This is a genomic window from Pseudomonas nitroreducens, assembly GCF_024170165.1.
Lineage (GTDB): Bacteria > Pseudomonadota > Gammaproteobacteria > Pseudomonadales > Pseudomonadaceae > Pseudomonas > Pseudomonas nitroreducens_C.
This window is the reverse complement of record NZ_JALJXP010000004.1, coordinates 420,324-439,498: the sequence shown is the minus strand read 5'-3', so window position 1 is coordinate 439,498 and position 19,175 is coordinate 420,324. Positions and strand designations below refer to the sequence as shown.

Sequence of the window (19,175 nt, the reverse complement as noted above, 5' to 3'; positions counted from 1 at the left end):
CCTTTCAGCTGGCGCAGATTTCGGAGAGCACCCGCAGGCGACGCTGCGGTTCGGCGACGAAGGGATTGCGCGTGTCCCAGGCGTAGCCGGCGAGGATGGAGCAGATCATCCGGCGGATTTCCGGGGTGGCCTTCTCGTAGAAGATCACGTCCTGGAAGCTGCCGTCGTACCAGCCCTCGACATAGGCGCGGAAGGTGTCCACGCCGCGCTTGAGCGGCTGGGCGAAGTCGGCCTCCCAGTCCACCGTCTCGCCCTTGAGCTGACGGTCGAGCAGGTTGGCCGCCATGCTGGACGAGCGCATGGCAATGGTGACGCCGGAGGAGAACACCGGGTCGAGGAATTCTGCCGCGTTGCCCAGCAGGGCGAAGCCCGGCCCGGCCAGGCGCTTGACGTTCGCCGAGTAGCCGCCGAGGGTGCGCGCGGGGGTGTCCCACACGGCGTTCTGCAGCAGTGGGCGCAGGTTCGGTGCGGCCTCGAAGAAGCCCTTCAGGCAGGCGTCCAGGTCATCCAGCTTGCCTTCGAAGTGACGATCCTCGGCGACCACGCCGATGGAGGTGCGGCCATCGCTGAAGGGGATGGTCCAGTACCAGATGCCGCGTTCCTCGGGGTGGATGCTGATGAGGATATTCTCGCGGTCGAAGTGCGGCGCGTCGATACGGTCCTCGATGTGCGTGAACACGGCGCGACGTACCGGGAAACCAGACGGCGCCTCAAGGTCCAGCAGGCGCGGCAGCACACGGCCGTAGCCGCTGGCGTCGAGGACGAAGGCGCATTCCACCTCGTATTCGCTGCCGTCCAGGCGGCGCACGCGCAGGCGCGGGCAGTCGCCAGCGAAGTCGGCGGCGATGATTTCTTCCTCGTAGCGGATTTCCACGCCCTGCAGTTCCGCCTGGTCGGCCAGCAACTGGTCGAAGCGCGCGCGCTGGACCTGGAAGGTCGAGCCCTTGCCTTGCGTGAACTTGTCGCGGAAGTCGAACGCGGTGTAGCGCTCGCCCCAGCCGAAGGCCGCGCCGTGCTTCACCTGGAAACCGGCCGCGTGCACCGCGTCGAGCATCCCGGCTTCCTCGACGAAGTCCAGGCAGTGCGACAGCAGACTCTCGCCGATGGAGAAGCGCGGGAAGCGCTGGCGCTCCAGCACCAGCACGTCGTGGCCCTTGCGCTTGAGCAGGGCGGCGGCGATGGCGCCGGACGGGCCGGCGCCGATGACGACGACGGTGCGTTGTTGCTGTTCAGGGACGGGCATCAGAAGGGCTCCTTGCCGGGGCTATGTCCTGGGGTGCGTTGGCGCTGCGCGGACGGCGCACGCCGCAGAGAGCGGGCAGCAGGGTGGCGAACAGGCTCATCAGCAGCAGGCTGAAATACAGCAGCGAATCGATGTGGCCCTGCTGGAACAACAGGTTGAGGAAGACGATCTCGGTCAGCCCGCGGATGTTCAGCAGCAGGCTTTCCTGCCACAGCTGGCCACGGCTGGCGCCCGGCAGTGCCCAGCGCAGGCCGAGCCAGCTGCCGGCCAGCTTGCTGAGTACCGGCAGCACCAGCAGCGCGCCGAGGTAGAGCCAGGAGTAGCCGGAGAGAGCGTGGTGGAAATCGATCTGCAGGATGCCGAAGGCCAGCACCAGCGGCACCAGCAGGGTGTTCTGCAGGGCCAGCGCCGCGCGGTGCGAGATCGGCAGGCGGAACGGCTGGCGCACCGCGGCCTGGGCCATCAGCCAGGTGATGGCGAACACCAGGGTGTTCAGGTGCCAGTGCTGGAACACGATCATCAGGCCGAAGAAGGGCAGGCTGTAGGCCAGGGGCTGGCGCACGCGGAACAGGCGCAGCAACAGCGGAGCCATGCCGACGAGCAGGGGCCAGACCAGCCGGGACGGATCGCTGCTGCCTTCGGCCAGGCCGAACAGGCTCCAGCACCACAGGTCCATCAGCACCGCCGCGTGCATCAGGCGGCGGGTGGCGTCCTCGGGGTAATCGATGTTGCGCAGGAACAGGTAGAGCACCGGGATCGCGGTGATCGAGAACAGCAGGCCGATGCCCAGCACGCTCATGCCCTCGCGCACGCCCAGCAGCCACCAGGCGCTGGCCATGCCGCAGGCCAGAGGCACGGCGAAGCTGGGCAGGGCGATCTTCAGGCTCTGGCGGCTGAGGTCGAGGTCGATCACATCGCTGAGGATGTGCCCCAGCAGCAGCGCGAAGCCGATGTCGTAGAGCGGCCGCAGCCAGGGCGCGGAGACCAGCGTGCGCACCTCGAATCCGTGGCCCTGCAAGACGATGAACAGCAGCGGCAGCAGCAGGCCTGCCACCAGCAACTGACTGACGATGGGCAGCAGGCGCAGGCGTCGCCCGCCGAGCACCGCCAGGGCGAACAGCGGCGGCATGGTTAGCCAGAACAGCAGCGTCAGCATGGGCTGGCTCCCTTCTGCTGACCTTCCTGCGCCCAGGGGCAGAACAGGAAGCAGAACCCCAGGCCCAGCCCCACGGCCAGGCCGAAATTGCTGATCACTGGCGTGGCTGACAGGGCCAGCAGGCCGAACGACAGCCAGGTGGTGATGGCTGCCAGCAGCACGCCGACCAGGCTCACCGCCGCACCACCGACGCGTTCGCGCATGAGGATGGTGTAATCCACGCCGATGGCGGTGACCAGCAGCAGGCCGAACAGACTGAACAGCGTCAGCGGCTGCCCCAGCCAGCCGAGGCTGGCGAGGCTGCACAGCGCCGCCAGCAGCGGCAGCAGGACGATGCGCAGGGCGCCGCGCGGGCCGAAGGGCTTGAGCAGTAGGGCGAAGATCAGCACGCAGGACAGCAGCTTGAGTTCGGTGGCGCTGACCTGGGTGGCGGCGAACAGGCGGTTCAGCTCGCCGAGGCGATCCACCAGCTGCACGCCTTGCAGCCCCTTGGCCTGTTCGGCCAGCAGGCTCGCGTCGGATAGCCCCTGCAGGCTCACCAGCCCGGCCACGCCGCCGTCCGCCGTGCCCAGCCACAGGGGCCGCCAGGGCTCGCCCAGCGGACCTTTGAGTGCCTGGTCCAGGGACTGTGGCGGAAGCTGTTCGAGCTGATCCAGTTCGGCTTGCAGCGCGGCCTGTGGAATCCCCAGGTCGATCAGCGCCTGCCAGTGCTGTGGCAACTGGCGCAGGGCTTCGCGGACCTGCTGTTGCTGCTGAGCGGTGGCGAGCAGCTGGTTGAGGGCGAGGTAGCCCTTGAGCTGGCCGGAGGCAACCAGCTTGTCCAGCCGCGCGGCCAGTTCGGCCTGGCGTTGCAGCAGTTGGGTTTCATCGCTGGCGCGGACCAGGAAGAACTGGCTGGTGGGCTGGTAGCCGGTGATGCGTGCGGCGGCCTGGGCCTCGCTGAGCAATTGTGGCTTGGCGCCCAGCCACTGGCGCAGGTCGTTCTTTACCTGCAGTTGCCACAGCCCGCCGGCGCAGAACAGCGCGACCACCGCGAGCAGCGGCCAGCTGCCGGTACGCTGGAGCAGGGATTGGCGCAGGGCGATCAGGCGCTCGCCCAGCGAGAGCAGCGCCGGTTGTGGTGCGATGGCATCGCCGCGCAGCAGCAGCGGCAGCAGGCCGATCACGCACAGGTAGGCGGCGAGCAGGCCGGCCACCGAGAAGGTCGCCACCTGGGTCAGCGCCGGGAAGGGCGTGCAGGCCAGGGCGAGGTAGCCGATCAGGTTGGTGGCCAAGCTCAGGAGCAGTCCGCGCTGGCTGAGTTTCAGCGCATGCCAGGGCTGCCACTGCTGTTCATTGTTGCCAGCGACAGTCCAGGCTTTCGACAGATAGTGCAGCGGGTAATCCGAGGCCACGCCGATCAGGCTGGCGCCGAGCACCAAAGTGAGCAGGTTGATCTTGCCGAACAGCGCGATGCAGGCGGTGGCGCCAGCGAGCACGCCGACCAGCACCGGCAGGAAGGCCAGCAGTGCGCGCACGCGGCGGAACGCGAGCAACAGCAAGAGCAGCGTGCCCAGCGCGGCGCCGCCGCCAACCCAGGTCATTTCACGGCTGGCCTGACGCTGGCCGTCGGCGGCGTAGAGCAGGCCGCTGGCGGCGACCATCTGGCCGCCATCGGCGGCCAGTTGCTGGCGCGCCTCGGCGATCTGCGCGGCGACTGCACGCGGCAGGTTCATGTCGAAGGCATCGACGCGGGTGCGGGCGCGCAGCAGTACCCAGCTGCGCCCGTCGTCTTCGGCGACCAGCGCACCGCTGCCGATATCCAGCTGCACCTTGGCCGTCAGCGGCTGGTGGTGCTGGATGCGCAGGGCCAGGCCGAACCAGTCCTGGTCGTTGGGCAGCAGGCCGAAGCCGGAGAAGGGATCGAAGAGTTGCTCGACGCGCTGCTGGACGAAGGCCGTCGGCTCGTCGGTGAGCTGTTGGCGGTCATCGGCGTTGAGCAGCGCGAGGCGACCGGTGCGCAGTTGTTCACGCAGGGCCGGCAGGTCCGCCTGTACGCCCCACTGCACCCTCTCGTAGACGCCGCTGGCCTGCCAGCGCTCAGCCAGCTCACGGGCGTGGGCGATGGCGGTGTCGCGCTCGGGGTAGCCGACCAGCACCAGCAGCTCGCGGTTGAGCGGCTCCTGCATGCGCTGCTCGGCCTGCTTCTGCAGGGCGTCACGGCTGCCGCCGGGCACCAGTTCCAGCAGGTCGGTACTCAGCGGCGCGGCGCCGCGCCATTGCCAGGCGGCGAGGGCGAGCAGCGCCAGCAGCCCGGCAATCACCAGGCGCGGCAACCACTGCGGCCGTTCAGCGGGCAAAGTCGCTGCGCTCCGCATCGGTCAGGCTGTCGCCGGGCTGGCTGCTGGTCATGCGCAGCACGGTGCGGTCGCCCTGGGCTTCGTGCAGTTCGATGCGCTGCACCAGTTCGCCGCCGGCGATCTCGATGCTGTCGAAGATCTGCTTGAGCAGCACGGCGCGCGGCGTCAGGGTGAGTGTCCAGTCGTTCGCCTCGCCGCTCAGGGCGAGATCGAAGTCGCGCTGCAGGCCGCTGCTGTCGCCTTCCAGCACGGCGAGGAACAGGCGGTTCTGCTGCGCGCTGGCGCTGCGTTGCGGCAGTTGCTGCCAGCCGTTGGCGTCACGCCGGGCGATGCCCTGGTCATCGATGCGGTAGTCCTGCTTCAGCGGCGTCTGCAACAGCCAGAGCAGGCCGTGCTGCTTGGCGAGGACGAAGTGGCCCTTGCTCACCAGCGGTTGCGGCAGCGAGCGCAGGTGCTTCTCCTGGACGAACTCGCCACGCACCACCGCTGGCTTGCCGAGCTGCGCGGCGAGTTGCGGCAGGTCGAAGGCATGGGCCAGAGGTGCGAGCAGCAAGCCACAGACAAGCAAGGCGCGCTTCAGCATGCTTCAGCCTCCAGCGCACGCTGCACGGCGTCGATGAACACGGCGGGCGAGGCCATCTGCATCTCGCGGCTGGCGATCTCCACCGCCACCTGGGTGCTGCTGGCGCGGGTCAGGCGCTCGCCGGTCCCGGCGTCGCTGATCAGGTAGTTGATCTTCAGGCGGTTCTCCCACTCCACCAGGTCGGCGCGCACACTGATGCGCTGGCCGAAGCGCGCACCACGCACGTAGCGCAGCTGCAGGTCGATCACCGGCCAGGCGTAGCCGGCCTCGCGCATCTGCGAGTAGTTGTGGTCGAGCTTGTCGAGCAGGGCGCAGCGCGCGACTTCCAGGTACTTGACGTAGTGGCCGTGCCAGACCACTTCCATCATGTCGACGTCGAAGAACGGCACGAGGATTTCCACCTCGGCCTGCAGCACTCCGGCCTTACGCATAGAGCCCCCAGTGGCGCGCGCGGATGCGCTCCAGGCACAGGCGCAGTTCGCCTTCCAGGGCGCGATCCTCGATCAGCGGCGGGAAGTCCCGGCCGAGCTGCTCGTGCATGCCGCCCAGCGGCGCCGGCAGCGGGCGCGCACCGCTTTCGGCGCAGCGCAGCCAGACGCCCTGTTGCGCGGCCAGCAGGGTGGCGGCGGCTACCTGTTCGGTCAGCTCCAGGGTGCGCAGGGCATCGCGCGCGGCGATGGTGCCCATGCTCACCTTGTCCTGGTTGTGGCACTCGGTGGAGCGCGAGAACACGCTGGCCGGCATAGTGTTTTTCAGCGCCTCGGCGGTCCAGGCGCTGGCGCCGATCTGCACGGCCTTGAAGCCGTGGTTGATCATCGCGCGGTCCGCTGGCGCGCCCGAAAGGTTGCTCGGCAGGCCGTGGTTGTAACGGGTGTCCACCAGCAGCGCGAGCTGCCGGTCGAGCAGGTCGGCGACGTTGGCGACGAGGTTCTTCAGGCTGTCCATGGCGAAGGCGATGTGCCCGCCGTAGAAGTGCCCGCCGTGGAGCACGCGCTCTTCCTCGGCGTCGATGATCGGGTTGTCGTTGGCGCTGTTCAGTTCGATCTCGATGAACTGCCGCAGCAGGCCCAGGCTGTCGGCCAGCACACCCAGCACGTGGGGCGCGCAGCGCAGCGAGTAGCGATCCTGCAGGCGGTGCAGCGGCGGCGTCGGCGCGTCGATGGCGAGGTCCTGGCGAATCCACGCGGCGACCTGCATCTGCCCCGGATGCGGCTTGGCGGCGAACAGGCGCTCGTCGAAGTGCTCCGGGTTGCCCTGCAGGGCGATCACGTTCAGCGCGGTGATGCGCGTGGCGAGCTTGAGCAGGTAGTCGGCGCGCGAGTAAGCGAGGCAGGCGAGGCCGGTCATCACCGCCGTGCCGTTCATCAGTGCCAGCGCTTCCTTGGGCCGCAGCACCAGCGGTTGCCAGCCGAGCTCGGCATGCACGTCGGCGGCGCTGCGGCGCTCGCCGCGCCAGAGCACTTCACGCTCGCCAGCGAGGGTCGCGGCGACGTAGGACAGCGGCGTGAGATCGCCGCTGGCACCTACCGAGCCCTCTTCCGGGATCCGCGGCAGGATGTCCAGTTCGAGGAAGGCGTGCAGGCGCTCCAGCAGCTCCAGGCGCACGCCGGAAACCCCGTGGCTCAGCGAGCGCAGGCGCGCGGCGAGCACGGCGCGTACGGCGGCCGGCTCCAGCAGCTTGCCCAGGCCGCAGCCGTGGAAGGTGAACAGGTGCTGCGGCAGCGCCTCGACGTGCTCCAGCGGCACGGCCACCACGCAGGAATCGCCGTAACCGGTGGTGACGCCGTAGATCACGCCTTCCTTGTCCAGCAGGGTGTCGAGGAACTGCGCGCCGCGGGCGATCCGCGCGCGGAATCCGGCGGCGTCGTCCAGGCGGCTTTCGACGCGGCGCTCGGCGAGGGCGACGATCTGTTCGATGCTCAGGTGGCCTTGGCCGAAAACCGGCGTGTCAGTGGCTGTCGTCATGGGCTTTCCAGAACGGGTAGAAGTTGAACCACTGCTGCGGCGCGCGCAGGCAGTAGTGTTCCAGGCGCTGGGCGTAGCGCTGGGTCCAGTGTTTCAGGACCTCCGCGCGGTCGCTGCGGCGCCACTGGATGCGTTCGGCGAAGGGCTCCAGGTGCACCCGGTAGCGGCCCTCTTCCTTTAGGCAGAACATCAGGTTGGCCGGGCACTGCAGCAGCCCGGCGAGCAGCCAGGGCCCCTGCGGGAAGGCGGCCGGGGCGCCGAGGAAATCCACCTCGACGTTGCGCCCGCCGTGCAGCGGGATGCGGTCGCCGGCAATCGCCAGCCACTCGCCGGCGTCCAGGCGCTGGGACAGTTGCAGCATGATCGCCGGGTCCAGCTCGCTCACCTGGATCAGCCGCAGGTGGCTGGCGCCGGATTCCCCAAGTAGCTGGTTGAACTGCTCGGCGTGGCGGGTGTGCACCAGCACGTTCATGCGCACCTTTTCGCCCAGTTCGGCCAGCGCGCGGCAGACTTCGAGGTTGCCCAGGTGCGCACCCACCAGCAGCTGGCCGCGGCCGCTGCGCAGTTGCGCGCGCAGGTTGTGCGGGTCGTTCAGCTCGATGCTGGCCAGGTCCAGGCGGCCGGCCCAGACGTCGAGCTTGTCGAGGATGGCGTCGGCGAAGGCCATGAACTGGCCGAACACGCGGCCGGTGCTCGGGCTCAGCGAGGCGTCACAGCTGTGCTGCGCCAGGCGCTGCTGGTACTCGCGGATGGCGCCGCGCGCGCGGGCGCCGAAGAGGAAGAAGTACAGCACGATCAGGTGGAGCAGCGGCGACAGCAGGCGGCGGCCGAGGGTACGCGCCGCCCAGGCGGTGACGCGCATCAGCAGCAGGCTGCCGCGCTCGCGCTGTTGCGCCCAGTGCTGCGCGCTCACGCGGCGCTCCGCAGGCGGCGCCAGAGGATCGCCGGCGAGCGCCAGAGCATGCCGAAGAACAGCCGGGCATGCATGGAGGAGATCAGCGCGTTGTCGTGGAACAGGCGGAAGTGCGAGAGACCGTCGAGCGGGTAATGCACCCGCGTCGGCAGCCACTGCATCGGCTGGTTGCGCCAGGCCAGGCGGACGAGGATTTCCGGGTCGAAGTCCATGCGCCTGCCCAGTGTGGTGCTGTCGATCAGCTTGAGCGTGGGCGCCAGCGGGTAGACGCGGAAGCCACACATGCCGTCGCGGATCGACAGCGACAGGCTGTTGATCCACACCCAGACGTGGGTCAGGTAGCGCGCGTAGAGACGGCCCTTGGGCACGCTGGCGTCGTACTGCGGATAGCCGCAGACCAGCGCTTCGGGATGCTCGCGCGAAGTGCCGAGGAAGCGCTGCACGTCGCCCAGGTCATGCTGGCCGTCGGCGTCCACCTGCAACGCGTGAGTGAAGCCCAGGCGCGCGGCTTCGCGCAGGCCGGCCATCACCGCGCCGCCCTTGCCCTGGTTCACCGGCAGGCGTACCAGGTACGTGTCGCGGACTTCGCCGAGCTGGTCCATCACTGCCGCACACTCGCGGCTGGAGGCGTCGTCCACCAGCACGCAGGGCAGGCCGGCGGCGAGCAGTTCGGCGACCACCTGGGGCAGCGCGTGCTCGTGGTTGTACACCGGAATGACCGCGCAGGGACGCGTGTTCATGCGTCCGCTCCGAGGAGGATGCGCCCGGAGGAGCAGGCGGCTTCGCCGCGGGTGAAGGCGAAGTACAGCTTGCCGCGCGCGGCGTCCCAGCGCAGGGACAGCTGGCAGGTGTCGCCGGGCCGCAGCAGTTGCTGGAACTTCAGCACTTCCATGCCGCCGAAGCGCGGCGGCAGCTCCAGCACCTGGCGGGCCAGTTGCTGCGCCCACTGCACCTGCACCACGCCCGGCAGCACCGGCGCCGTGGGGAAATGGCCCGGGAAGCAGGCGAGGTCCGGCGGGATTTCCAATTGGAAATGCTGCTCGCCATCGGCCTCGCTGTGCGCCAGCACTTCTGGCGCCAAACTGCGCGGGGCGTGCAGCAGTTCGTCGACCAGGCTCTGCGGCAGCTTGCCCTGGGTGTTGCCCGGCAGGCATCGCAGCAGGCGCCAGCGGCGCGGCAGGGCAAGGGCTTCGCAGTGACCGGCGAGGTGCTCGCGCAGACGCTGGGTCAGCGCGCGACGACCGCCATTGCGCAGCGCATGCAGACCGGCATCGCTCAGGGCGACCAGCGCTCCGAGGCTGGCACGGTTTTCCTGCACCACGCCCAGGCGCGCTTCGCTGACGAAGGGGTGTTTCATCAGCGCCGCTTCCAGTTGCGGCAGGGAGATGCGTTTTTCTTCCAGCTTGACGATGCGGTCGAGCCGGCCCAGCAGCTCGAAGCGGCCGTCGGCGCACAGGCGCGCGGCATCGGCGGTCTGTTCGGTTTCGCCGGGTGGCAGGTAGGTCGATTCGATGCGCAGCGCGCCATGCTCGTTCTGGCTCAGGGTTACGCCGTCGAACGGCTGCCACAGCTGGCCGCCCTGGCGCCAGGCGATGCCGCCGGTCTCGGAGCTGCCGTAGATTTCCGTGGGAGCCTGGCCGAGGCGCTCGTGCAGCAACTCGCCAGCTTCGGCCGGTAGCGGGCCGCCGGAGGAGAACACCCGCACCACCGGGCGCAGCGCCGGCCAGTCGAGGTTGTCACCCATGCGCTTGAGCAGCGCCGGGCTGCCGATCCAGGCGAAGCGCGGCTGCTCGAGGCTCAGGCGTTGCAGGTCTTCGGGAAAGGCGATCTGCCGACGCAGGAAGGCGCGCCCAGTGGCCAGCGGCCAGAGCACGCGGAACAGCAGGCCGTAGATGTGTTGCGCGGCGACGCTGCCGAGGATGCGCGCATCGCCCAGTTCGGCGCCCCAGAGCGCGTCCAGCACCTGCACTTCGTTGCTCAGTTGGCGCAGCGATTTGCCGATCAGCTTGGGCTCGCCGGTGGAGCCGGAGGTGCTCAGCACCAGGCGGCAGGCGTCGAGGTCCAGCTCGGCGGGCGCCAGCGCAGGGCCATTCAGCTCGGCCAGCAGCAGGTCGCCGGGCTGGTCGCCGATCCAGGCGTCGATCTGCGTCGTCAGCCGCTCGCGGCTGTGGGCGAGGTTGTCCGCCGGCAGCACGGCTTCGGCACCGGCCAGCCAGCAGGCGTAGAGGGCGATGGCCAGTTCGGCGGCGTCTTCCAGGTGGATCGCCACGCGGCGCGCTTCACGCCGGCGCAGGGCGCCGGCAGCGCTGCACACGCGCTGCCGGAAATCGCCGGCCAGCAGCTCCGGCTCCAGCGCCAATGGACGCCCGGCGGGCAGCTCCAGCAGCAGCCGGGCGAGGGAAATCGATTTCATCCTTGACCTCTGACCCGCTGCCGCACCAGCCACTCGACGGCGAACAGCACGCCCATCAGCAGGTAGGAAATCAGGCCGTTGTACAGCGTCCACCAGGCCAGCGGCGCCCACAGTGTGAGGGCGGCGGCGATCAGGCCGTTGCCCAGGAAGAACAGCACCCAGGCCTGGGTCACCCGGCGGGTGTAGCGCACCGCGTGGGGCGGCAGCTCCGGCTCGCGCAGGCGCGCCAGGCGCTCCACCAGCGGCGGGCCGAATTTCAGGCTGAGGGCGAACAGGCTCAGCAGGCCGGCGCTGATCAGCACCGGGTACCAGCGCAGCAGGTGCGGCTCATTGAGGAACCACAGCAGCATGCAGAAGGCCACGGCCGCCAGCGCCATCCAGCGTTGCCCGGGGCGTTGCCCGCTGCCCAGGCTGCGGGCGAACCACAGCCCGCCCAGCAGCAACGCGAAGAATTTCGGCGACAGGTGATCGATGCCGAAGTAGATCGCGAACGGGTAGAGCAGCCCGGCCAGCAGCAGGCCGAGCCCGACCAGGCGGGTCATGGGTTGGCCAGGCGATAGACCGCTTCGACCACGTCGCCGACGGTACGCACCGACTTGAACTCCTCGGCGGCGATCTTCTTGCCGGTCTGGCGCTTGAGGTGGTCGATCAGGTCGACGGCGTCGATGCTGTCGATCTCCAGGTCCTGATACAGGTTGGCGTCGAGGCTGATCTGCTCCGGCTCCAGTTCGAACAGCTCGACCAGGGCGTCGCGCAGGGTGTTGAAAATGTCCTCACGGGTTTGCATGGTCAGCGGTCTCAGGCGGCTTTCTGGGCGGTCACGAAGGCGGCCAGGCTCGCCACGTTGGCGAAGTGCTGGCGGGTGTCCTTGGCATCGGCGTCGATCTTGATGCCGTAGCGTTTCTGGATGGCCAGGCCCAGTTCCAGGGCGTCCACCGAATCCAGGCCGAGGCCGTCGCCGAACAGCGCGTCTTCGGCGCCGATGTCGTCAGGGCCGATATCTTCGAGGCCGAGGGCGTCGATGATCAGCTGTTTAATCTCCAGTTGCAGATCGCTCATCTCTTGCGAGCTCCTTGATGAAATGCTGGTGCAGGAAGGCATTGAGCCGGCGCGAGGCAGCCGGGGCTGGGCCCTGGCTGGCAAAGACTTGTGGGTCGATGTCCTCGCCGACGTGCAGCCGGAAGTGCACGCGGCGGGCGGGAATGCTGTACCAGGGCTCAGCCTTGGTCAGGGTGGTCGGGGTCACGCTGATGGTCACCGGGGTGATCACGCTGGCGCCGCGCAGGGCAATGGACGCCGCGCCGCGGTGGAAGTCGGGCGCCTTGCCGGGCGTGGTGCGGGTGCCTTCGGGGAAGACGATCAGGGTCTGGCCCTGCTGTAGCGACGCCACGGCTTCATCGAACATGTCCATGCTGCCGTTGTTGCTGATGTACTGCGCCGCCGTCACCGGGCCGCGGGTGAAGGGGTTGGTGAACAGGCTCTGCTTGACTACGCAGTTGGCGTCGCGGATCAGGCCGATGAGGAAGACCACGTCGATCAGCGAGGGGTGGTTGGCGATCACCATCTGCCCCGGGCGCCCCAGACGCGAGATGTCTTCAACTTCCCCCGCTCCTTCTATTTCAAAGCTCAGCACGCCGCTGCGCTGCATGATCTGCACGAACAGCCAGAACAGCCGGCTGACCGTCTGGCGGGCGCGGGTGCGGCGGCGCAGGGCGTCGCCGGGCAGCAGGGCCAGCAGCGGGAAGACCAGCACCCGCAGCAGCAGGCCGCCGATGCCGAACAGGGCGAAGCACAGGCCAGTGGCGAACAGGCGCCACAGCCAAGCGTCGGTGCGCTTGCTCAGTGGTTGCGTTGCCAGGTCCATAGGCGCTTCTTCCAGGGGTGGTGGATCAGGCCGGTGTGCTCGATCAGCGCGCGCACCAGGTTGAGGGCATTGGGGGCGGACGGCGGAGCGAGGGCCGCACCGTTTTCAGCAAGTTCCAGCGACCATTCGCTGCCGGGCTTAAGGCGCAGGGCCAAGGCGTAGGGGAAGGGCACGTCGTCGCCCCACGGGGCATACAGCTCCGGCAGCGGCTCTTCGGTCACCACCAGCAGGACTTCCGGGGCGCCTTCGGCCAGCAGTGCGGCGGCTTCCAGCAGACCGTGCTCGAAACCGTCACGTTCGCCGGCGATAGCCGTCATTTCCCGAGTGTCCTGCCGCAGGATCGACCACAGGCCGATCACCGCGTTGTGCACGGAAAGGCTGAACTGAGTCGGGGACAGTGGTTGTTCGACGGCCAGTTCGCGCAGCAGTTCCAGGCTTCGGCCGGTTTCGCCGTGGCGGGATACGAAGACCAGCGGCATCGGCGGCCGCTCGTCGGCCAGCGGCCAGGCGACACTGAACACCATCCGCGCCAGGGGGCTGAGGCGGCGGCGTTGCATGGCGGGGAGAAAGGCGACATCCGGTTGGGCGGCGGCGTCAGGTAGACGCTCTTCGCGTACCCAGCTCTGCCAGTCGGCAATCGTGGACAGACCCGGGGCCCAGGCGCTCCACTGGTCGATATTGAATTGAATCACGCTGCGAGCTCTTTCAGGCCCTTGTGGGCATCCCTGTCGGCAAATGGTCTTCCCTGGATCACCAAGGGCTTCGTCGACACGTGCCATGGCGCAATGCTGGCATTATCCGGGTCGCGCCAGTGTCAAGCAAACTTTTGCTTACAAAGGCACCGGCCGTGTCTCAATTTACCGTTGCCACTGTTACGAAGCTTGTAGGAATCGTCAGGAGCCGCCGAGCGGTCGTATCGCGAAGGGTGCTCGCCCTTGTCATGGGCTTTGCATAGAATCCATCGGCACTCGATTGGTTCCTGGAGGGACGGCTCATGCGGCGTGTGGTGTTCAATCAGAAGGGCGGGGTCGGCAAGTCCAGCATCGCCTGCAACCTGGCGGCAGTGAGCGCGGCGGAGGGCTATCGCACCCTGCTGGTGGACCTGGACGCCCAGGCCAACTCCACGCATTACCTGACCGGCCTGACCGGCGAAGACCTGCCGGTGGGCATCGCCGACTTCTTCAAGCAGACGTTGTCGTCCGGGCCGTTCAGCCGCAAGGGCAAGGTGGACATCTACGAGACGCCCTTCGACAACCTGCACATCGTCACGGCCAGTCCGGAACTGGCGGACCTGCAGCCCAAGCTCGAGCAGAAGCACAAGATCAACAAGCTGCGCAAACTGCTGGACGAGCTGTCCGAAGACTACGACCGCATCTACCTGGATACTCCGCCAGCGCTGAATTTCTACACGGTTTCCGCGCTGATCGCCGCTGATCGCTGCCTGATTCCCTTCGATTGCGACAGCTTCTCGCGCCAGGCGCTGTACGGCCTGCTGCAGGAGATCGAAGAGCTCAAGGAAGACCACAACGAGGAGCTGGAAGTCGAAGGCATCGTGGTCAACCAGTTCCAGCCGCGCGCGACCCTGCCGCAGCAACTGCTGGACGAACTGGTGGAAGAGGAGCTGCCGGTGCTGCCGGTGTATCTGATGAGCTCGGTGAAGATGCGCGAGTCGCACCAGGCCTGCACCCCGCTGATCTTCCTCGAGCCCCGGCACAAGCTGACCCAGCAGTTCGTCGAACTGCACAACCTGCTGGAAGCCTGAGCGCTTACTGGCTGATCAGCACATCGCAGGGCGGCCGGCGCAGGAAATAACGCGTCGAGCTGCCCAGCATCGCCTGCTCGATGGCGCCGCGGCTGCGGCTGCCAAGCACCAGCAGGTCCGGCGACCATTCCCGCACTGCCGTCTCCAGCGCCTGCTGGGGCGTGCCCTGTTGCACCGCACAAAGCAATTGCGGCCCGTTGGTAGGCACCTGTGCGCGCTCATCCTGCAGCGCCTGGCGCAGCAGCTCGCGCTGGGTCTCCAGGTGGCTGTCGGCGCGGCCGGCCTTCCTGCCCGGCTGGTAGGCGTTGAGCGCCAGCAGCTCGGCCTCGGGCGCGAGCAGCCGGTAGCCGGCGCGCCAGGCCTGGCAGGAGCAGTGCGACAGGTCGAGCCCGACCAGGGCCTTGGCGTAGGGCGCAGCGGATTCTTCCACCGCCAGCAGGATCGGCGCACGGCAATGCCTCGCGATACGCTCCAGGGTGGTGCCGTCGAAGCGCTCCAGCAGCTGCTGGTGGTGCGCGCCGACCACCAGCAGGTCGGCGCCCAGTTCCTGCGCCGTCTGGGTGACGGTGTTCGCCGCGCGACCCTGGCGGATCACCAGCTGGTAGTCGGCGATATCGCTGGCGCGGGCGGCATCGCGCAGCGCCACTTCGGCGGCTTCGCGCACCGTGGCCATCATGCGGTCGGGAAAGTATTCCTCGATGACGTGCAGCAGCGTGACGCTGGCGCCGTGCTGGCGAGCCAGCTGCGCGGCACGGCGTACGGCGATATCTGCCTCGACACTGAGGTCATGGGCGACGAGCAGGTTCCTGTACATGGTGGGCTCCCTCTGTGGCGCTTCCACTGTCGCGCCACGTAGGAAATTTCACCTTGATGCAGGGCAATGGCCCGGGGTCAGCGACTGCGCAACTGATAGATGGCGTGGCTTTCGGCGACGATGTTGCCTTCTTCGTCCTTCAGCTGCAGGTCGAGGACGAATTCGGCCTTGCCGAGGTTCGTGGCTTCCTCGCCGATGCGCTGGATGTCCTCTTCGCTGAGCCGCGCCTCGACCGTCACGTCGCTGGCGGCGGGGCGCAGGAAGCGCAGGCCGGCTTCCTTGACGATGGGGTAGAAGCGCCGGGCGTCGAAGCTGGTGAGCATCAGCACGCCACCGGGCAGCTCGGCCAGGGTGAACAGTGCGCCGGCGTACATGTTGCGCAGGTGGTTTTCGTTGTCCTTGAGCGGCATGCGCAAACGCACGAGGCCCGGCTCCAGCACCTCGGCCTTGAGGCCGGTGCGCTTGACGAAGGCGATGTGCTCTTCGGTGAGTTGGCGGATGAATTCCAGATTGTGACGCATGGGCGTGCTCCGATTCGCCGGCGGGGTCTGCCCCCAAGCCTAGCCGTACCACGCGGCCTGGCAATGACCGCGTGGATTGACCGAAACGCTCGTCCTCAGATGCCCTGGCGCGACAGCCAGTCGAGCAGCTGCGGCAGCGGCATCGCCCCACTCTGGCGCGCCACTTCCTGGCCATTGCGCAGCAGGATCAGGCTCGGGATCGAGCGAATCCCCAGGCGCGTGGAGAGGTTCGGGTTGGCATCGCTGTCCAGCTTGGCCAGGCGCACCTTGCCCGACAGCCGCGCAGCGGCCTGCTCGAACACCGGCGCAAAGCCCTTGCACGGCCCGCACCAGTCGGCCCAGACGTCCACCAGCAACGGCAGATCGCCCTTGGCCTGGGCGGCGAAGCCGGCCTCGTCGAGGTCGAACGGCGTATCCAGCACGATTGGCGACTGGCAGCGCCCGCAACTGGGAGAATCGCCCACCCGCTCGGCGGGTACGCGGTTCAGGCCGTTGCAGTGGGGACAGGGGATGATAAGGGAATCGGACATGATGGGGCTCCTCGGGCTATGGGGAGCTAGGTGGTGGCGGGGACTGTGTTTATCAACTGCTCGGGACTCTCCGGGGTGTGCTCCAACGGTATTCGTCGTTCTGCGTTGCTGAAAAAGTCTTCGCGCAGTTGGGGAATGTCGCTGGTGTCGATGGCCTCGTCCGGTAGTTCTTCCAGGTGCTTCCAGTCGGTTCGGGAGGTTCCTTTCATGGGGTTTGGCCTCCTCGGTAGTTTGTGTCGGCTGCCGCCGACGGATCGCGGGCATGGCCCGCTCCTACAGGGCGGGCCGTGCGCGTCAGGGAGCTAGCTGTGGCTGCCACGCTGCTCGTGGTCTGCCTCGTACAGCGAGTGGGCGTCGGAGGCCAGCAGCAGGAGGGCGCGGTTGATTTGCAGGACGTTACGCAGTGGCTGGGCGTCGAGGGTGGAGAGGGAGAGGATGCCGAGCAGGTCGATGACGGCGCTCAGGCGGTCTTCGGCGGCGTTGTAGAGTTCGTCGGCGGGAGCGTTGGTGCGCAGGTAGAGCGTGGCGTTGCGGGGATTGGCGTGGTGTTGTGAGTCGGTTCCCAGGGGGAGAAAACGGCCTTTTTCGGGGTGTGCGGGTGCCTTACCATCGGTTTTAGCCATGATTAGTTGCCTGTTAACTGATTGTGGTTAGCGGGCCTTCGGTGTTCGTTGCACCGGGGGCTCGCGTCTTTCGATCCGTGCCGTTCGGTAGTTCTGGATCGCCATCTTCCTTTACGTGGAACATGCAGGAAAATTCCTGCATCGTGCTGCTTATGCTCGGGAAGATGTCGTCATTCTACGGATTCGAGACAAGCGAAAACCCGGTGGGAAGGGGAATCCACCGTGTCTGGCAGGAGCTTGCGAAAAGACGGGTTTAGGCGGGGTAGGACGGCGGGAATTCGATGTAGTCCCGCCGGCCACCGGCCTCAGGCGTGATCGCGAACAAGTCCCTGATGGTCCGGCGCAGGGCAGGTCGCGGGCATGGCCCGCTCCTACAGGAAAGCGCCGCATGCCCGCCCACTGTAGGAGCGGGCCATGCCCGCGATCCGGCCGGTAGGCCGGATGGCCCCTCTGCCTCAGGCGGAAAAGGGGCGTGTCACGGCGGGCTCAACGCGGCATTGCGTTGTTTCCGCGACGACACATCACACGCGGAAGTGGCTGACCAGCGTCTGCAACTGCCCACCCAGGCGCGCCAGTTCGACACTGGAGGCGGCAACTTCCTGGTTGGCGGAGGCGGTCTGCTCGGAGACATCGCGGACGTTGACCACGCTGCGACTGATTTCCTCTGCGACGGCGCTCTGTTCCTCGGCGGCGGTGGCGATCTGCTGGTTCATCGCCTGGATGTTGGAGACGGTGCGGGTGATCTCGCCGAGGGATTCGCCGGCCTGGCGGCTCAGGGCGACGCTGCTGGCGGTGAGTTCGCGGCTGCCGAGCATGACGCTGGAGACCTGGCGGGTGCCGCTCTGCAGGCCGGCGACCAGGGCTTCGATCTCTTCGGTGGATTGCTGGGTACGCTGAGCCAGGCCGCGCACTTCGTCGGCGACCACGGCGAAGCCGCGCCCGGCCTCGCCGGCGCGGGCGGCTTCGATGGCGGCGTTGAGGGCCAGCAGGTTGGTCTGCTCGGCCACCGATTTGATGACGTCCATGACCTTGCCGATCTTCTCGCTTTCCTGTTCCAGGCGCTGCATGGCTTCGGCGGAGCGTTCGACTTCCTCGGCCAGGCGCTCGATCTGTTCCACGGCCTTGTTCACCACGCGGTCGCCGTCCTGGGCCTGGTGGTCGGCGGCGGAGGCGGCCTGGGAGGCCTGCTCGGCGTTGCGAGCGACTTCCTGCACGGTGGCGGACATTTCGTGCATGGCGGTGGCGACCTGGTCGGTCTCGACCTTCTGGGTGTTGGCGCCGGCGCTGGTCTGCTCGGTGACGGCGGAGAGCTCCTCGGCGGCGCTGGCGATCTGGGTGACGCCATCGCGGATGCCGCCGATCAGCTCGCGCAGGCTCTGGCTCATGCGCTGCATGCTCTGCTGTAGCCGGCCCAGCTCGTCGCGGCGGCTGACCTGGATGGTCTGCGACAGGTCGCCGGCGGCGATGCGGTCGACCACGGCCATGGTGTCGTGCAGCGGGCGGGTGATCTGGCGGGTGATGATCAACGCGGCGATGCTGCCCAGCACCAGCGCGAGCAGGGTGACCAGGGTCTGCAGGCTGCGCGCCTTGGCGCTTTCGACGTCGCGGCGATCGAGCTGCAGCTGATAGAGATTTTCGCTGATCTTGACGATGTCCTGGCCCTGGGTGGTCATTTCCTTGCGTGCCTGGACGATGGCGGCCATGTTCTGCCGCAGCGTCACCACGGCGTCGCGGTAGGTGCGCAGGGCCGTGCCGAGTTGCTGGACGTACTGCGCTTCGCCGACGCCGAGGACGCTTTCCAGGGCCGGCAGGCCGGCGATGCTTTCGTCGAGGCCGCGGGTCACGCCGTCGCCGTTGCTGGTGAGGGCGGTGGCGAGGTAGTCGCGCACGTCGTAGCGGGCCTGCAGCAGGTCCTCGCGGGTGCCGGTGATGGCCTGGAAGCGGGTGGCGCGCTCTTCATCGGCCGGGGCCTTGAGGATGTCCTGCTGGATCTGCGCGGTCAGCTCGTTGGCGCGGGCGGCGCTGTCCTGCAGGGAGCGGCGGGTGAGGCCGGCGCTCTGGTAGCCGGCGCGCATGGCGGCCAGGGACTTCTCATAGTCACCGATGATGCCGCCGAGCTGGTCGAGCATGCGCACGTTCTCGGGGCTGACGAAGGACGCGCGCAGTTTCTGCTGCTGCGCCTTGAAGTCGGCCAGGGTGCTCATGACGTTGGCGGCTTCCTGCTCGGCGCCGTCGGCGATCATGTACTGCAGGCGGGTGATGCGCAGCTTGGTGAGGCGTGAGTTCAGCTCGGTGATGTCGCTCATCCAGTTGCTGCGGTCGATCAGCGAGCCCAGGCCGACCCAGCTGACGATGGCGAGGATGGCGGTGAAGGCGAGGACCAGGCCGAAGCCCAGGGCCAACTTGAGATTCACGCTCAGGTTGGAAATCCAGCTGTTCATTGACGATC

General features: G+C 67.9%; 21 protein-coding genes. 1 reads left to right on the top strand and 20 read right to left on the bottom strand.

The window, feature by feature from the left end; genetic code table 11:
- Window positions 1-4: 4 nt before the first annotated feature.
- From J2T47_RS11330 to J2T47_RS11265, 14 genes are read right to left on the bottom strand one after another with little or no spacing between them, the layout of a single operon-like run.
- Window positions 5-1,243: an NAD(P)/FAD-dependent oxidoreductase gene (locus J2T47_RS11330; protein ID WP_253446111.1), complete on the bottom strand. Its 1,239-nt coding sequence runs from the start codon at window positions 1,241-1,243 to the stop codon at window positions 5-7.
- Window positions 1,230-2,399, bottom strand: coding sequence for a sodium:proton antiporter (locus tag J2T47_RS11325; RefSeq protein ID WP_253446108.1), 1,170 nt, complete (start codon window positions 2,397-2,399; stop codon window positions 1,230-1,232). Before J2T47_RS11325 ends, J2T47_RS11330 begins: the two co-directional genes overlap by 14 nt.
- Window positions 2,393-4,738: an MMPL family transporter gene (locus tag J2T47_RS11320; RefSeq protein WP_253446105.1), complete on the bottom strand. Its 2,346-nt coding sequence runs from the start codon at window positions 4,736-4,738 to the stop codon at window positions 2,393-2,395. The genes J2T47_RS11325 and J2T47_RS11320 overlap by 7 nt, the downstream gene beginning before the upstream one ends.
- Window positions 4,728-5,321: an outer membrane lipoprotein carrier protein LolA gene (locus J2T47_RS11315; protein ID WP_253446102.1), complete on the bottom strand. Its 594-nt coding sequence runs from the start codon at window positions 5,319-5,321 to the stop codon at window positions 4,728-4,730. The genes J2T47_RS11320 and J2T47_RS11315 overlap by 11 nt, the downstream gene beginning before the upstream one ends.
- Complete coding sequence (locus J2T47_RS11310; protein WP_253446099.1) at window positions 5,315-5,752, bottom strand: acyl-CoA thioesterase; 438 nt, start codon at window positions 5,750-5,752, stop codon at window positions 5,315-5,317. Before J2T47_RS11310 ends, J2T47_RS11315 begins: the two co-directional genes overlap by 7 nt.
- Entirely contained in the window at window positions 5,745-7,286 is a 1,542-nt protein-coding gene (locus tag J2T47_RS11305) for an HAL/PAL/TAL family ammonia-lyase (RefSeq protein WP_253446095.1), read from the bottom strand. Before J2T47_RS11305 ends, J2T47_RS11310 begins: the two co-directional genes overlap by 8 nt.
- Window positions 7,270-8,148 (bottom strand): LpxL/LpxP family acyltransferase, encoded by an 879-nt coding sequence (locus J2T47_RS11300; RefSeq protein WP_253446179.1) that lies wholly within the window; start codon window positions 8,146-8,148, stop codon window positions 7,270-7,272. The genes J2T47_RS11305 and J2T47_RS11300 overlap by 17 nt, the downstream gene beginning before the upstream one ends.
- 47 nt (window positions 8,149-8,195) lie before the next feature.
- Window positions 8,196-8,939, bottom strand: coding sequence for a glycosyltransferase family 2 protein (locus J2T47_RS11295; protein WP_253446092.1), 744 nt, complete (start codon window positions 8,937-8,939; stop codon window positions 8,196-8,198).
- Window positions 8,936-10,612, bottom strand: a complete 1,677-nt coding sequence (locus J2T47_RS11290; protein WP_253446089.1) for an AMP-binding protein — start codon at window positions 10,610-10,612, stop codon at window positions 8,936-8,938. Before J2T47_RS11290 ends, J2T47_RS11295 begins: the two co-directional genes overlap by 4 nt.
- On the bottom strand, window positions 10,609-11,154 hold the full coding sequence (locus tag J2T47_RS11285) for a hypothetical protein (RefSeq protein WP_081515446.1): 546 nt from the start codon (window positions 11,152-11,154) through the stop codon (window positions 10,609-10,611). The genes J2T47_RS11290 and J2T47_RS11285 overlap by 4 nt, the downstream gene beginning before the upstream one ends.
- Window positions 11,151-11,399, bottom strand: coding sequence for an acyl carrier protein (locus J2T47_RS11280; protein WP_081515447.1), 249 nt, complete (start codon window positions 11,397-11,399; stop codon window positions 11,151-11,153). Before J2T47_RS11280 ends, J2T47_RS11285 begins: the two co-directional genes overlap by 4 nt.
- 11 nt (window positions 11,400-11,410) lie before the next feature.
- Window positions 11,411-11,671, bottom strand: coding sequence for a phosphopantetheine-binding protein (locus tag J2T47_RS11275; RefSeq protein ID WP_045216036.1), 261 nt, complete (start codon window positions 11,669-11,671; stop codon window positions 11,411-11,413).
- Complete coding sequence (locus tag J2T47_RS11270; RefSeq protein ID WP_253446086.1) at window positions 11,646-12,476, bottom strand: lysophospholipid acyltransferase family protein; 831 nt, start codon at window positions 12,474-12,476, stop codon at window positions 11,646-11,648. Before J2T47_RS11270 ends, J2T47_RS11275 begins: the two co-directional genes overlap by 26 nt.
- The gene (locus tag J2T47_RS11265; protein ID WP_253446083.1) at window positions 12,452-13,168 is read right to left on the bottom strand and encodes a beta-ketoacyl synthase chain length factor; all 717 of its coding nucleotides are present in this window, start codon (window positions 13,166-13,168) and stop codon (window positions 12,452-12,454) included. The genes J2T47_RS11270 and J2T47_RS11265 overlap by 25 nt, the downstream gene beginning before the upstream one ends.
- A gap of 302 nt (window positions 13,169-13,470) precedes the next feature.
- On the opposite strand from J2T47_RS11265, the gene J2T47_RS11260 reads away from it, so the two are divergent.
- The gene (locus tag J2T47_RS11260; RefSeq protein WP_138523465.1) at window positions 13,471-14,238 is read left to right on the top strand and encodes a ParA family protein; all 768 of its coding nucleotides are present in this window, start codon (window positions 13,471-13,473) and stop codon (window positions 14,236-14,238) included.
- A gap of 4 nt (window positions 14,239-14,242) precedes the next feature.
- On the opposite strand, the gene J2T47_RS11255 is transcribed toward J2T47_RS11260, so the two are convergent.
- The 6 genes from J2T47_RS11255 to J2T47_RS11230 form a co-directional block, all read right to left on the bottom strand.
- Window positions 14,243-15,052 (bottom strand): universal stress protein, encoded by an 810-nt coding sequence (locus J2T47_RS11255; RefSeq protein ID WP_253446080.1) that lies wholly within the window; start codon window positions 15,050-15,052, stop codon window positions 14,243-14,245.
- 77 nt (window positions 15,053-15,129) lie between these two features.
- The gene (locus J2T47_RS11250) at window positions 15,130-15,573 is read right to left on the bottom strand and encodes a YiiD C-terminal domain-containing protein (RefSeq protein WP_253446078.1); all 444 of its coding nucleotides are present in this window, start codon (window positions 15,571-15,573) and stop codon (window positions 15,130-15,132) included.
- Window positions 15,574-15,668: 95 nt separating this feature from the next.
- A complete protein-coding gene (trxC, locus tag J2T47_RS11245; RefSeq protein WP_253446074.1) occupies window positions 15,669-16,103 on the bottom strand; it encodes a thioredoxin TrxC in 435 nt (144 codons plus the stop codon).
- A gap of 26 nt (window positions 16,104-16,129) precedes the next feature.
- Window positions 16,130-16,312, bottom strand: a complete 183-nt coding sequence (locus J2T47_RS11240; protein WP_253446071.1) for a hypothetical protein — start codon at window positions 16,310-16,312, stop codon at window positions 16,130-16,132.
- Window positions 16,313-16,405: 93 nt separating this feature from the next.
- A complete protein-coding gene (locus tag J2T47_RS11235) occupies window positions 16,406-16,726 on the bottom strand; it encodes a hypothetical protein (RefSeq protein WP_253446068.1) in 321 nt (106 codons plus the stop codon).
- Between the two features lie 521 nt (window positions 16,727-17,247).
- Window positions 17,248-19,032, bottom strand: coding sequence for a methyl-accepting chemotaxis protein (locus tag J2T47_RS11230; RefSeq protein WP_437180975.1), 1,785 nt, complete (start codon window positions 19,030-19,032; stop codon window positions 17,248-17,250).
- Between the last annotated feature and the right edge of the window lie 143 nt (window positions 19,033-19,175).

Excerpts from the sequence above, each read along its gene's own strand:
- J2T47_RS11330 (WP_253446111.1), bottom strand. The coding sequence starts at position 1,243 with ATGCCCGTCCCTGAACAGCAACAACGCACCGTCGTCGTCATCGGCGCC.
- J2T47_RS11325 (WP_253446108.1), bottom strand. The coding sequence starts at position 2,399 with ATGCTGACGCTGCTGTTCTGGCTAACCATGCCGCCGCTGTTCGCCCTG.
- J2T47_RS11315 (WP_253446102.1), bottom strand. The coding sequence starts at position 5,321 with ATGCTGAAGCGCGCCTTGCTTGTCTGTGGCTTGCTGCTCGCACCTCTG.
- J2T47_RS11310 (WP_253446099.1), bottom strand. The coding sequence starts at position 5,752 with ATGCGTAAGGCCGGAGTGCTGCAGGCCGAGGTGGAAATCCTCGTGCCG.
- J2T47_RS11305 (WP_253446095.1), bottom strand. The coding sequence starts at position 7,286 with ATGACGACAGCCACTGACACGCCGGTTTTCGGCCAAGGCCACCTGAGC.
- J2T47_RS11300 (WP_253446179.1), bottom strand. The coding sequence starts at position 8,148 with ATGCGCGTCACCGCCTGGGCGGCGCGTACCCTCGGCCGCCGCCTGCTG.
- J2T47_RS11295 (WP_253446092.1), bottom strand. The coding sequence starts at position 8,939 with ATGAACACGCGTCCCTGCGCGGTCATTCCGGTGTACAACCACGAGCAC.
- J2T47_RS11290 (WP_253446089.1), bottom strand. The coding sequence starts at position 10,612 with ATGAAATCGATTTCCCTCGCCCGGCTGCTGCTGGAGCTGCCCGCCGGG.
- J2T47_RS11285 (WP_081515446.1), bottom strand. The coding sequence starts at position 11,154 with ATGACCCGCCTGGTCGGGCTCGGCCTGCTGCTGGCCGGGCTGCTCTAC.
- J2T47_RS11280 (WP_081515447.1), bottom strand. The coding sequence starts at position 11,399 with ATGCAAACCCGTGAGGACATTTTCAACACCCTGCGCGACGCCCTGGTC.
- J2T47_RS11275 (WP_045216036.1), bottom strand. The coding sequence starts at position 11,671 with ATGAGCGATCTGCAACTGGAGATTAAACAGCTGATCATCGACGCCCTC.
- J2T47_RS11270 (WP_253446086.1), bottom strand. The coding sequence starts at position 12,476 with ATGGACCTGGCAACGCAACCACTGAGCAAGCGCACCGACGCTTGGCTG.
- J2T47_RS11260 (WP_138523465.1), top strand. The coding sequence starts at position 13,471 with ATGCGGCGTGTGGTGTTCAATCAGAAGGGCGGGGTCGGCAAGTCCAGC.
- J2T47_RS11255 (WP_253446080.1), bottom strand. The coding sequence starts at position 15,052 with ATGTACAGGAACCTGCTCGTCGCCCATGACCTCAGTGTCGAGGCAGAT.
- J2T47_RS11250 (WP_253446078.1), bottom strand. The coding sequence starts at position 15,573 with ATGCGTCACAATCTGGAATTCATCCGCCAACTCACCGAAGAGCACATC.
- trxC (WP_253446074.1), bottom strand. The coding sequence starts at position 16,103 with ATGTCCGATTCCCTTATCATCCCCTGTCCCCACTGCAACGGCCTGAAC.
- J2T47_RS11240 (WP_253446071.1), bottom strand. The coding sequence starts at position 16,312 with ATGAAAGGAACCTCCCGAACCGACTGGAAGCACCTGGAAGAACTACCG.
- J2T47_RS11235 (WP_253446068.1), bottom strand. The coding sequence starts at position 16,726 with ATGGCTAAAACCGATGGTAAGGCACCCGCACACCCCGAAAAAGGCCGT.
- J2T47_RS11230 (WP_437180975.1), bottom strand. The coding sequence starts at position 19,032 with ATGAGCGACATCACCGAGCTGAACTCACGCCTCACCAAGCTGCGCATC.